The 12028-nt window shown below is 56.0% G+C and carries 11 protein-coding genes and 4 tRNA genes; 9 read left to right on the top strand and 6 right to left on the bottom strand.

Annotated elements, in window-relative coordinates; genetic code table 11:
• Positions 1-87: 87 nt before the first annotated feature.
• From K7H09_RS16175 to typA, 6 genes are all read right to left on the bottom strand, one after another.
• The gene (locus tag K7H09_RS16175; RefSeq protein WP_009288155.1) at positions 88-1413 is read right to left on the bottom strand and encodes a branched-chain amino acid ABC transporter permease; all 1326 of its coding nucleotides are present in this window, start codon (positions 1411-1413) and stop codon (positions 88-90) included.
• Entirely contained in the window at positions 1413-2417 is a 1005-nt protein-coding gene (locus K7H09_RS16180) for a branched-chain amino acid ABC transporter permease (protein ID WP_022520880.1), read from the bottom strand. The genes K7H09_RS16175 and K7H09_RS16180 overlap by 1 nt, the downstream gene beginning before the upstream one ends.
• Before the next feature lie 16 nt (positions 2418-2433).
• A complete protein-coding gene (locus K7H09_RS16185) occupies positions 2434-3153 on the bottom strand; it encodes an ABC transporter ATP-binding protein (RefSeq protein ID WP_022520879.1) in 720 nt (239 codons plus the stop codon).
• A 75-nt stretch (positions 3154-3228) separates the two neighbouring features.
• Positions 3229-3999, bottom strand: coding sequence for an ABC transporter ATP-binding protein (locus K7H09_RS16190; RefSeq protein WP_022520878.1), 771 nt, complete (start codon positions 3997-3999; stop codon positions 3229-3231).
• 50 nt (positions 4000-4049) lie between these two features.
• Positions 4050-5495: a sodium-dependent transporter gene (locus tag K7H09_RS16195; RefSeq protein ID WP_230805187.1), complete on the bottom strand. Its 1446-nt coding sequence runs from the start codon at positions 5493-5495 to the stop codon at positions 4050-4052.
• Positions 5496-5755: 260 nt separating this feature from the next.
• On the bottom strand, positions 5756-7606 hold the full coding sequence (gene typA, locus K7H09_RS16200) for a translational GTPase TypA (RefSeq protein WP_180090420.1): 1851 nt from the start codon (positions 7604-7606) through the stop codon (positions 5756-5758).
• A 230-nt stretch (positions 7607-7836) separates the two neighbouring features.
• Here typA and K7H09_RS16205 point away from each other — a divergent pair, with 230 nt between their 5' ends.
• From K7H09_RS16205 to rplK, 9 genes are all read left to right on the top strand, one after another.
• Complete coding sequence (locus K7H09_RS16205; RefSeq protein ID WP_230805189.1) at positions 7837-8832, top strand: biotin--[acetyl-CoA-carboxylase] ligase; 996 nt, start codon at positions 7837-7839, stop codon at positions 8830-8832.
• Positions 8829-9668: a type III pantothenate kinase gene (locus K7H09_RS16210; RefSeq protein ID WP_230805191.1), complete on the top strand. Its 840-nt coding sequence runs from the start codon at positions 8829-8831 to the stop codon at positions 9666-9668. The genes K7H09_RS16205 and K7H09_RS16210 overlap by 4 nt, the downstream gene beginning before the upstream one ends.
• A gap of 118 nt (positions 9669-9786) precedes the next feature.
• A tRNA-Tyr gene (locus K7H09_RS16215) sits at positions 9787-9870 on the top strand.
• Between the two features lie 149 nt (positions 9871-10019).
• Positions 10020-10093, top strand: a tRNA-Gly gene (locus K7H09_RS16220).
• Between the two features lie 13 nt (positions 10094-10106).
• Positions 10107-10181 (top strand) — tRNA-Thr (locus tag K7H09_RS16225).
• A gap of 208 nt (positions 10182-10389) precedes the next feature.
• Positions 10390-10465, top strand: a tRNA-Trp gene (locus tag K7H09_RS16230).
• Between the two features lie 73 nt (positions 10466-10538).
• Positions 10539-10922, top strand: coding sequence for a preprotein translocase subunit SecE (gene secE / locus K7H09_RS16235; RefSeq protein WP_230805193.1), 384 nt, complete (start codon positions 10539-10541; stop codon positions 10920-10922).
• 8 nt (positions 10923-10930) lie between these two features.
• Positions 10931-11464 carry a transcription termination/antitermination protein NusG gene (gene nusG / locus K7H09_RS16240; RefSeq protein WP_113269843.1) on the top strand — a complete coding sequence of 178 codons (534 nt, stop codon included), beginning with the start codon at positions 10931-10933 and terminating at the stop codon, positions 11462-11464.
• Positions 11465-11596: 132 nt separating this feature from the next.
• On the top strand, positions 11597-12028 hold the full coding sequence (gene rplK / locus K7H09_RS16245; protein ID WP_027958795.1) for a 50S ribosomal protein L11: 432 nt from the start codon (positions 11597-11599) through the stop codon (positions 12026-12028).

Consider the following 12028-nt stretch of genomic DNA (forward strand, 5'->3'; position numbering starts at 1 on the left):
AACTTGTCGTACTGAAGGCGCTTGGTGACCTGTTGCTGCCCGAAAGCGCGCCAGATCTGGCGCGCCGGGCTTAGCTCATAGGTCATATCAATTGTGACTTTTGATTTTCTCGGGTAGTAGCCCTTTGGGCGCGAAGCGCAGCACCATGGTGATCAATAAGCCAATCACCAGCACCCGTGCCTGCAGGGCGCGGCTATCCATATTGCCTGGTGCATCCCAGCCGAAAGCGCCTTCGCCAAAGGCCACCGCTAACTGCATTAAGAACAGCGCCAGGGGCTCGGACATAATCCAGATAATGTACACCGCCACGGCGCCAAAAATGGTGCCCAGGTTATTGCCCGGTCCGCCCAGGATCACCATCACCAACACCAGGAAGGTATGGTTGAGCGGCAGGTAGCCTTGAGGATCGAAGAGGCTGTTGAAGGTGCCCAGTATGCCGCCGCCCAAGCCCATCAGAATGCAGCCCAGCACGAAGATTTCCAGACGCCGTTTGTTGATATCCTTACCCATCGCCGCAGCGGAGACTTCATTGTCGCGAATCGCCCGGATCATACGGCCCCAAGGGGCGTTGTAGGCGCGATTGAGTAAAAAGAAGATTACCGCGATGATCACCGCCGTAAACGAAAGGTAGATCGCTCGTGAGAGCGTAAACCCCAGTTCGGCAGGCCCCGGTGTGGGCCAGGGAAGTGGGGAAACCGTAGCGGTGCCGCGGGTCAGCCAGTCGGAGTTCTTTAGAAACGCCTTGATGATCTCGGCAATGCCGAGGGTGGCTATCGCCAGATAGTCGCTGCGCAAGCCCAAACAGATATGGCCAATAAAGTAGCCGACGCCACCCGCCAGCGCGCCACCGACAATCCAGCCGATCCAGGGCGGTAAGCCCAGCCCACCGACGAAGCCTGCCTGGCTTTCAATCGCATCAGTGACTTCACGCAGCTGGCTAATCACCACGAGGTAAAGCACCACACCCAGCACCACCGCGATCAACGTACGCAGGGGCTTGGGTACGCCCAGTCGATCCAGCTTGCTGGCGCCAACAATCAATACAATAGCGGCTGCGCCATAAAGCAGCACGCGGCCAAATTCGCCGGGTAGCGCCGTGCCCCAGAAGGCATCGTTGACCGGTACACTGAAAAACATCGCACAGAAGCCACCCAGGGCGACAAAGCCCATTACCCCGGCGTTGAACTGACCGGCATAGCCCCACTGGATGGTTAATCCCAGCGCGAGGATGGCGTAGCAGGCAGCTTCTACCAGCATGCGCGTGCTGTAGGCGGCGCCCATGATGGCGTAGACCGCCAAAACCGCTACGAGCAGCACACCAAACAGAATCAGCTCGCGCAGCGGGAAGCGACGGGCAGACGTGGCGTCTTGGGGAGTGTAGGCAGGGTTGCGCGTTTTTTCTGAGTTGCTCATTAGATCACCTTGCCCTTAAAGAGTCCGGTGGGACGCCACACCAAAATGGCTACCAGAATGAAAAACGGCACCACAATTTTGTACTCGGTACCCACAAAGGCCAGATTCGACGGTAGCTCGAGCCAGGCGGGCAGGCTGTCGCGGAAGGGGCGTAGCAGCACATTCCAGTTAAACACCGCCAGGGTTTCGGCAAAGCCGACCACAAAGCCACCGGCAATGGCGCCGTAAGGGTGACCAACGCCCCCCACAATAGCGGCGGCGAAAATAGGCAGCAGCAGAAAGAAGCTCAAATCGGGTTTGAAGGTAACGTCTAAGGAGAGCAGCGTTCCAGCAATAGCCGCCAGCGCTCCGGCAATCATCCAGGTCACCGCCACGATGGTATTGGTATTAATACCCGATGCTTGGGCGAGTTCAGGGTTATCCGACATGGCGCGCATTGCCTTGCCTAACCGCGAACGGTTAAGGAAAAGGTGTAGTGCGACGACCGCAACGATAGTGATCACGAACAGATAAATCTGCGGTTCGGTAACCACAATCGGTGCACGGGCACCCTCGAAGGGCAGCGCAAGGCGGAAGATCTCTTTACGGTCGTCGACATATAAACTCTGCCCGCCGGTGCCGGAAAAGAGGCGGATCAAGCCCTGTAGAATCAACGTGACCCCCAGCGAGCCAATCACCAGCACAATCGGTTTGACCCCATGGGCACGTAGCGGTTTATAGAAGGTTTTATCGATCCCCACGGCCAAAGCGGCGGTGAGCAGCATCGCCAGAGGCAGCATTAGCACGGCGGTGGGTACACCTAGGCTGGCGCCCGCTGCTGGGAACAGCGTGGTAAGCAGAAGCACCATAAAGGCGCCGAAGGTCATCATGTCGGCGTGGGCGAAGTGGGCAAAGCGCATAATGCTGAAAATCAGCGTTACCCCAATGGCCCCAATGGCATAAATAGAGCCGCTGACGCTGCCCGAAATCACCACATTATTGATGAAAAAAACCAGTTCGTTCACGTCTATCTCCCTGGGGCTAGCCGCCCAAAAAGCTTTTGGCGACATCGGGGTCGGCGAGCAGTGCCGCCCCAGTGTCGGTAAAGCGGTTTTGGCCAGCAGCCAGCACAAAGCCCTTATCGGCTATCGCGAGTGCCTGTTTGGCGTTCTGTTCCACCATCAAAATACCCACGCCAGCGGCGTTGATCTGTTTGACGCGGTCGAAAATCTCATTCATATACAGCGGCGACAGCCCTGCGGTGGGTTCGTCCAGCAACAGTAGGCTCGGCTCGGCCATCAGAGCGCGGCCCATGGCGACCATTTGGCGCTGTCCACCGGAAAGCTCACCGGCAGGCTGGCGGCGCTTTTCGTACAGCGGTGGGAAAAACTCATAGATCTGAGCGAGCATGCGCTTGACGTTTTGCGGCTTTAAAAAGGCGCCCATCTCCAGGTTTTCCTGCACCGAAAGGCTGGGGAAAACGTTCTTCTCCTGGGGCACGAAGCCCATGCCGCGCTGCACCAGCTGGTTAGGCGGCAGGTTTTGGATGGGCTGGCCGTTAAGCAGTATCTCGCCCTGATTAACATGCAGCAGGCCAAAGACCGCTTTCAGCATGGTGGATTTACCCGCCCCGTTAGGGCCGACGATAACACCGACCTCATCGGCTTCCAGCGTCATGTTTACCCCGTTAAGGATATTCATGCCGCCATAGCCGCCGTGCACATCCCGTGCGTCGATTAATGGCCTGGTTGTTGATGACATAAGCAAAGTATTCCAGCAAGGTCGCTTGGCAGCGACATCATTATATTAATTGGCTAATGGGAGAAAACGTCACGTTTAAGCGGCATCTGTACCGAAGTAGGCCTCGATGACCTCAGGGTTATTCTGGATGTCGTTGATATGCCCCTCCACCATCACACTGCCCTGAGCCAGCACGATAACCGGGTCGCAAAGGCGGGCAATCATCTCCATGTCGTGCTCAATGACCAGAAAGGTGTAACCCATTTCGCGGTTGAGCCGCTCAATATTGCCGATCAAATCACCCAGCAGGGTGCGGTTTACCCCGGCGGCGATCTCATCAAGTAGCACTACCTTGGCGTTGGTCATCATGGTGCGGCCAAGCTCCAGCAGCTTCTTTTGCCCTCCGGACAAATTACCCGCCAGCTCGTTGCGCACATGGTGCAGGCCAACAAAGTCGATGACTTCCAGGGCGCGGCGGCGCACCTCCGCCTCTTCTCGCTGCACTTTGCCGGGCTTTAGCCAGGCACTGAAAAGGTCTTCACCGGCTTGCTTGGGCGGTACCATCATGAGGTTTTCCAGCGCGCTCATCTGGCTGAACTCGTGGGCGATCTGAAAGGTGCGCAATAAGCCGCGATGAAAGCGCTGGTCGGCGCTGAGCGAGGTAATGTCTTCTCCATCAAGCAGCACATGGCCGCTGTCAGGGGTCAGGGCGCCAGCAATGAGATTAAACAGGGTTGATTTACCTGCGCCGTTGGGGCCAATCATCCCGGTAATGGAGCCCTTCTCCACTTGAATGGAGCAGTCATTAATCACCTGTAGGCCGCCGAACGCTTTGTTGACTCGCTGTACTTCAATAAGAGGGGTCATGGTGTCTCCACGCGATACAGGCGGCTAATTAAGCCGCCTGCACACTGTTATTAAGTTATTTGTCGTGGTTTTTTCAGCCACCGCTGGCTGGCTGCAAAGGCACCAATAATGAGCAGTGCGCCGAGGGTGGGGATAAGATAGCCATCCACCTGAGGAATGGTGCGTAAAAACACAAAGGCGACGGCGGCGGGGGCCACAAAGCGCACCAGAAACCGCCAGAATTTAAACCAAGTGACGCTGCTGCCCAGTTCCTTCATCACTTCGCTCTGGGTTAGCGCCCAGCCGGCGAATAGGGCTATCAGCAGGCCGCCCACCGGCATAAATATATTGGTGAGTAGCTCGATAAACTCAAACGCACTGCGCCCAAACAGGCTATGGAAAATCGTCCCCTCGGCCCACATATTGAAGCTAACCACCGTCAACAGACCCATTGCCCAGGCGGCAATCACCATAATGGTAACGGCCTGTGGGCGGGTCATGTCGAAACGCTCCACCAGGAACGCCGCGACGGGCTCGATCAACGAAATAGAGGAACTGATAGCTGCGCCGAGAACCAGAATAAAGAACACCCCGCCCACCAAAGCGCCAAACGGCATTTCGGCAAACGCCAGCGGAAGGGTAACAAACATTAGCCCAGGGCCTTGCCCGGTTTCCAGACCGGCGCCAAACACCAGAGCAAAAATGGCCAGGCCCGCCACCATCGCCACGGCGGTATCGACGATGGCAACAGCAAAGGCGGTGCGGGTTAGTGAGACCTCGCTGGGCATGTAGGCGCCGTAAGCCATAATTGCCCCCATCCCCAGGCTAAGGGTGAAGAATGATTGGCCCATGGCCTGCAGCCAGCCTTCAAGGCTGAGGTCGGCGATATTAAAGGTAAACAGGAAGCTGGCAGCGGCACCTATATCGCCATTCACTACGCCGTAGGCCAGCACTACCAACAGAATCACAAACAGCGCGGGCATCATAATGCGCAGGCCTGATTCGATGCCTTTATGAATCCCCATGCCGACAATCAGCGCGGACGCGGCAATGAAAAGGGTGTGATAGAGCGTCATTAGGCCAGGGGCGGCCAGTAGTGCGTCAAAGCCAGTGCTAATGGTCTGAGCGTCGGCACCGACCAGTGAGCCGGTCAGCATCAGCCAAGTGTAGTGAATCGCCCAGCCGGCAATCACCGAATAGAAGCTTAAAATCAAAAACGCCGAGGCAGCGCCCAGCCAGCCGATCGTTTCCCAGGCCCGAGAGGTGCCATGGGTTTTGGTCAGGTGCCGCATACCCATAATCGGGCTCTGGCGGCTGGTGCGACCCAGCATGATCTCGGCAATCAGAATCGGTATGCCAACGGCGAAGATCGTCAGTGCGTAAACCAATATAAAGGCACCGCCACCGTTTTCACCGGTGAGGTAGGGGAAGCGCCATATATTGCCCAAACCGACGGCGGAACCAACGGCGGCGAGAAGAAAAGTGCCTTTATGCGTCCAGACGTTATGACCGCTCATGGGTAAGAGTGTCCGTGTTTGGGCGTCAGGATGGGGGTAAGTATCCAAACACCTGTATGAATGTAGCGATGTCAGCGTGCCTTGGACGCGCTGAACTTAGCGTCACTGTGCGATAGAACGCGGCACCTTTCCAGCGTATTAGCGTTTAGGCTGCGTTTAGGGAAGTATCTTGGCAGCTATTGAGCGGTCATGAAGTGTGGCAACGAGGCATAAAAAAACCCGCTTTCGCGGGTTTTTGGGTACTGACTGCTTGGAACGGATTACTTCTTGCTGTAACGCTTACGCTCGGTTTCTTTCAGCAGCTTTTTGCGCAGGCGGATGTGCGCCGGCGTGACTTCGACGAGCTCGTCAGAGTCGAGGAACTCGATGGCCTGCTCCAGGGAGAACTTAACCGGCGGGGTTAAGACGATGTTTTCATCGTTACCGGTGGAGCGCATGTTGTCGAGCTTCTTGCCTTTGGTGGGGTTAACCACCATGTCGTTAGCGCGGTTGTTGATACCGATCAGCATGCCTTCGTAAACTTCCGTGGCGTGATCGATAATCAGCTTGCCGCGCTCTTGCAGCGCATACAGCGCATAGGCAAGGGCTTTACCGTCGACCATCGAAACCAACACGCCGTTGCGACGCTCGATAGAGGCTTCAGGCTTCAGCGGGCCGTAGTGATCAAAGCGGCTGGTCAGGATGCCGGTGCCCGAAGTCAGGGTCAGAAACTGGCCACGGAAACCGATCAAGCCGCGGGCAGGAATGATGAAGTCCAGGCGAACCCGTCCTTTACCGTCCGGCAGCATGTTGGTCATCTCACCTTTACGGTAGCCCAGCTCTTCCATGATCGAGCCTTGGTGCTGCTCTTCACAGTCGATGATGACCTCTTCGTAGGGCTCCTGCTTCTCACCGTCGATCTCTTTGATGATGACTTCAGGGCGGCCTACGGCCAGCTCAAAGCCTTCACGGCGCATGGTTTCGATCAGCACCGAGAGGTGCAGCTCGCCACGGCCAGAAACCTTGAACTTCTCAGGGGTTTCGCCCTGCTCAACGCGCAGGGCCACGTTGTGAATCAGCTCTTGATCAAGGCGATCCTTGATGTTGCGGCTGGTCACAAACTTACCGTCTTTACCGGCGAACGGTGAATCGTTGACCTGGAAGGTCATTGAAACGGTCGGTTCGTCGACGGACAGTGGCGGCAGCGCTTCGACCTTGGCCGGATCGCATAGCGTATCCGAAATCGACAGATCGTCGATGCCGGTAACACAGACGATGTCGCCCGCGGTGGCTTCGTTGGTCTGCACGCGCTCAAGGCCCATATGGGTCATGACCTGACCGATTTTGCCCTTACGCACATTGCCGTCAACGCCGATGATCGACACCTGCTGGTTCGGTTTCACCGCGCCACGCTTGATGCGACCCAGGCCGATAACGCCCACGTAGCTGTTGTAATCCAGCGCGGAGATCTGCATCTGGAAAGGGCCGTCAAGTTCAACCTTGGGCGGTTCAACGATATCGACGATGGCCTGGAACATGGGATCCATGTTGTCTGCCAGCTCTTCAGGATCCATACCGGCAATGCCGTTTAGGGCAGAGCAGTAGATGATCGGGAAATCGAGCTGTTCGTCAGAAGCCCCGAGATTGTCGAACAGATCAAAAATCTGGTCGATAACCCAGTCAGGGCGAGCGCCAGGACGGTCAATTTTGTTGACCACCACGATCGGCCGCAGGCCTTGGGCGAAGGCCTTTTGAGTCACAAAGCGGGTTTGCGGCATCGGACCATCAACGGCGTCTACTAGCAGTAGCACCGAATCGACCATCGACATGACGCGTTCAACCTCGCCGCCGAAATCGGCGTGCCCAGGCGTATCCACGATGTTGATGTGGTAGCCGTTACCTTGGCTATCTTGCCATTGAATGGCCGTATTCTTGGCCAAAATGGTAATGCCACGCTCTTTTTCCTGATCGTTTGAGTCCATGATGCGCTCTTGACCTTCTGCTTTACGGTCAAGGGTGCCGGACTGGCTCAGGAGTTTGTCGACCAGTGTGGTTTTACCATGGTCAACGTGGGCTATGATCGCGACGTTGCGCAGGTTATTAACCGCGCTGGAGTTTTGCTGGTTTTGCATGCTGAGAGAGAACTCTTGTGAACACCCGTTCGTCCACGGGTCGGAAAATGCGGGTCGCAAGGGCTGGCAATTTGCCGACCATCTTGGCTCAGGGCTTGCGTCCAATAGCCATTCTACCATGTCGAAGGCTTCGCTGATATTACTGCCTCCCATATCAACCTTCGTCTAGGAATGTTTTCGCCATGATCCAGCATCCGCTAGACTAGCGCTTTTCCCACTGGGGCAGGAGCATGACCATCGGCAACCTGATGCGTTTGTTAAGCGATGGCGAGGTTCACTCTGGCGAGCAACTGGGTGAAACGCTGGGTATTTCTCGTGCGGCGGTGTGGAAACAGTTAAAAAAACTGGAAGCACTTGGGGTGGAAATTGTCGCGGTGAAGGGCCGTGGCTATCAACTGGCGCAACGCTTGGAGCCCTTGGAGGGCGCTAAAATCGTTGAACAGTTGCCCGCTCAGGCGCGTCACCACCTTGCACGGCTGTTTGTTGAAGATCAGTTACCCTCCAGCAATGAGTATCTGCGCCAACGTTTTGAGCAGGGCGCAGGGCATGGTGAAGTGTGCTTGGTTGAGCTGCAGACAGCGGGGCGTGGTCGCCGCGGGCGCGTCTGGTCGACGCCCTGGGGGCAGAGTCTCATGCTCTCGCTGGGCTGGCGCTTTGAGTCAGGTATCGCCGTGCTGGAAGGCTTGAGTTTGGCGGTGGGCGTTGTCGTGGCCCAAGTGCTTGAGCGGCACGGTGTGGCGCCAAAGCTTAAATGGCCAAACGATATCCTGCTCTCTGAGCAGGGGGATGAGCCTGACGATGAGTTAGGCAAGCTGGCCGGTATTCTTATCGAAGTAACTGGGGATGCGGCAGGCCCCTGCGAGGTGGTTATCGGTATTGGTATGAACCTCTGGCTGCCCGAAGCGCAAAGAGCCGCTATCGACCAACCCGTAGCAGCGCTTTTCGAGCGACTACCGGACATCTCGCGCAATCAGTTGGCTTCAGAGGAGGTGGCAGGTCTGTTGGCCATGTTAGCTACCTTTGAGCAAGATGGTTTTGGCGCCTGGCGTGATGCCTGGAATGAACGCCACGCCTATGCAGGACTGCCGATTCGGGTGATTCAGGGAGAGCAGATCAGCGATGCCGTCGCCGGAGAAGTGGATGAGAGTGGTAACCTCTGGGTTACCGAAAATGGTCACTCGCGACGCCTAGCCGGCGGTGAGATCAGCGTGCGCAGGCGTTTATGATTCTGGATCTTGATATCGGCAACACGCTGTCCAAATGGCGGCTCAAGGATGCCGAGAGCAGCGAGATACGTTCCCGGGGAGCAGTGTGGACCCGTGAAGAGTGGCGCCCAGGGGCGGATATTCCCGATCTTGACGTGGTCGAGGCGGTGCGGATATCCAGCGTTGCCAGGGCAGCCGTACTGGAAGAAACGGTCGCCTTGCTGCGCCGCCGGGTGCGCCATGTCCATGTGGCGCACTCCACCCACGAGGCGCTAGGTGTGATTAACGGCTATGAAGAGCCGGGTCGCCTGGGTGTGGATCGCTGGATGGGGGCGCTGGCGGGCTATCAGTTAGCGGGCGGTTGTTGTGCGGTGGATTGCGGCAGCGCGATAACGATCGACTTTGTACTGCCAGGCGGCCAGCACCTGGGTGGCTTTATTATCCCCGGGCTTCGTTTGATGAAAGAGAGTTTGAAGCTTGGTACACGCAATGTGGCCATCGACCCTGAAAGCGAGGCCGATGAGCTGCTGGAGCCAGGGCGGCGAACCGTTGATGCGGTTAACCACGGTATTTATATGGCCGCTGTCAGTGCCATTAATCGCATTTATAGTGAAGTGTGTGATCAAGAAGGTGTGGCGCTGCCAATGCTGTTAACAGGGGGCGATGCGCGGGTTGTCTCAAGAGGTGTGCAAGTGCCCCATGCCGTGTGGCCGGACATGGTCTATGGCGGCTTAGAGGCGTGCTTTCCGATGACCTTCGCCGAGCGTGCGGGTAAAATGTCAGGCGCGCCAAGGGTGCCTGAGCCGGTAGCGCTAGAAAAGATTCGCGCAGGACTTGCATTCTCCATGCTGCTTTGACAGAATGCAGCGCGTTCCAAGACAGGCAGAAGGTGCCACGGCATCGCAAGCTACGATAAATTAAGTAATATCTAGCTTGACACTGTTTTGAAGGCTGGCATAATGTGCCGCCACAGTTGGAGAGGTTCCCGAGTGGCCAAAGGGAGCAGACTGTAAATCTGCCGCGAAAGCTTCGAAGGTTCGAATCCTTCCCTCTCCACCAAAATTAAGTGGCAACGATAGTATCGGTGCTGCTGAATGAAAAGCCGGTAGCGGGCATTGTCTACACTTTATAGCTTTTCTACTTATTGTTTCCTGTGAGTTGAAGTTATAAGGCGGCGCGCAGCGGATCGTCATTCTGAGACAGGTTCTGCGGGCGTAGTTCAATGGTAGAACCTCAGCCTTCCAAGCTGATGGTGCGGGTTCGATTCCCGCCGCCCGCTCCAGTTGTTGTGTTTGGCTCATGTAGCTCAGGGGTAGAGCACACCCTTGGTAAGGGTGAGGTCGACGGTTCAATTCCGTCCATGAGCTCCATATTGCAGATCAAGCGAGCGAAGCTCGCTTTTTTTGTCTCTGCGTTTAGGTGGTTTTTTGTGACGCTTAAGCGTAAAGAAGGGGTTGTCAGGTGTGGGATTCTCCGCTACCATGGCGCCCGCTGTTGTATAGGCGGTCGAAAAGACGCTTATTGGCAGGAGTAAGAAGTAGAAAGAAGCAAGAAAGTAGAAAGTCAGTACGACGATACAGGCCAGTAGCTCAATTGGCAGAGCAGCGGTCTCCAAAACCGCAGGTTGGGGGTTCGATTCCCTCCTGGCCTGCCAACCTTCCCCAGGTTGGTATGTCTTTTTCCAAAATTCTTTTATCGTTCGCCGCACCCTGAGGAGTCTCGTTTTTATGAAGCCTGGTTCTGTAAAACATGGCGCCGAGGTGCAACAGACGCGCCATGACGGGCTCAAGTGGGCGGCGGTCGTAGCGCTGCTTGTCGTTGCTGTTGTTGGTAATACCTATTTCGCCGATATTGGCCTGCTCTACCGCGTACTTGGCGTAGTGCTGTTGTGTGTGATTGCGGGTTTGATTGCGCTGACCACTACCAAAGGGCGTGATTTAGTAGAGCTTGCCAGAAGCGCCAAGAAAGAGATTCAGCGCGTTGTATGGCCGACCCGTCCCGAGACCATTCAGACCACCGCCATTGTGCTGGTGGCTGTTCTGGTGGTCGGGCTAATGCTGTGGTTGATCGACACTCTTCTTGGCTGGGCGATGTCCGGCGTCATTGGTTAGGAGCTTTCATGTCCAAACGTTGGTACGTCGTTCACGCTTATTCTGGCTTTGAGAAGCATGTCATGCGCTCGTTGATCGAGCGTGTGAAAATGTACGGTATGGAAGATCGCTTTGGCGAGATTCTGGTGCCGACTGAAGAAGTCGTTGAAATGCGTGACGGCAAGCGGCGCAAGAGCGAGCGCAAGTTTTATCCCGGCTACGTATTGGTCGAGATGGAGATGGCCGACGAAACATGGCACCTCGTCAATGAGACGCCGCGTGTTATGGGCTTTATCGGTGGTACAAAAGAGAAACCAGCGCCGATTACGTCACGCGAAGCAGATGCAATTCTGATGCGCGTTAAAGACGGTACCGATAAGCCGCGGCCCAAAACGATGTTTGAGCCGGGTCAGTCGGTTCGCGTTGTCGATGGGCCTTTTGCTGATTTCAACGGCGTCGTCGAAGAAGTGAATTATGAAAAGAGTCGTCTGCATGTCAGTGTGCTGATTTTTGGGCGCTCTACGCCTGTTGAGTTAGAATTTTCTCAGGTTGAGAAAGAGTAACGGGTGAGTAGTAGATAGTTAGTAGTAATTAGTTCGTAAGCGGTAGGTTTTAATTCGTGTGGGATGGCTAGTCAGCCGTTTCACTGGTACCGGGGAGCCTTCGGGCGCTATTACCCAACTGGAGTATTAAAGATGGCCAAGAAAGTACAGGCTTATATCAAACTGCAGGTAGCTGCAGGTAAAGCCAATCCAAGTCCGCCGGTAGGCCCAGCGCTGGGTCAGCACGGCGTGAACATCATGGAATTCTGTAAGGCGTTCAACGCCGCGACTCAAGAAATTGAGCCGGGCCTGCCGACGCCAGTCGTGATCACTGTCTACTCTGACCGTAGCTTCACGTTCGTTACCAAAACGCCGCCTGCTGCCGTGCTGCTGAAAAAAGCCGCTGGCATCAAGTCCGGTTCTGGTGAGCCGAACAAGAAGAAGGTCGGCACCGTAACGCGTGAACAGCTTGAAGAGATCGCCAAGGCCAAAGAGCCTGACTTGACGGCTGCGAATCTCGATGCCGCTGTACGCACCATTGCTGGCAGTGCTCGCAGCATGGGCCTAAACGTGGAGGGTCTCTGA

Source organism: Halomonas sp. IOP_14 (assembly GCF_021021315.1).
In the GTDB taxonomy this organism is placed as follows: domain Bacteria; phylum Pseudomonadota; class Gammaproteobacteria; order Pseudomonadales; family Halomonadaceae; genus Vreelandella; species Vreelandella titanicae.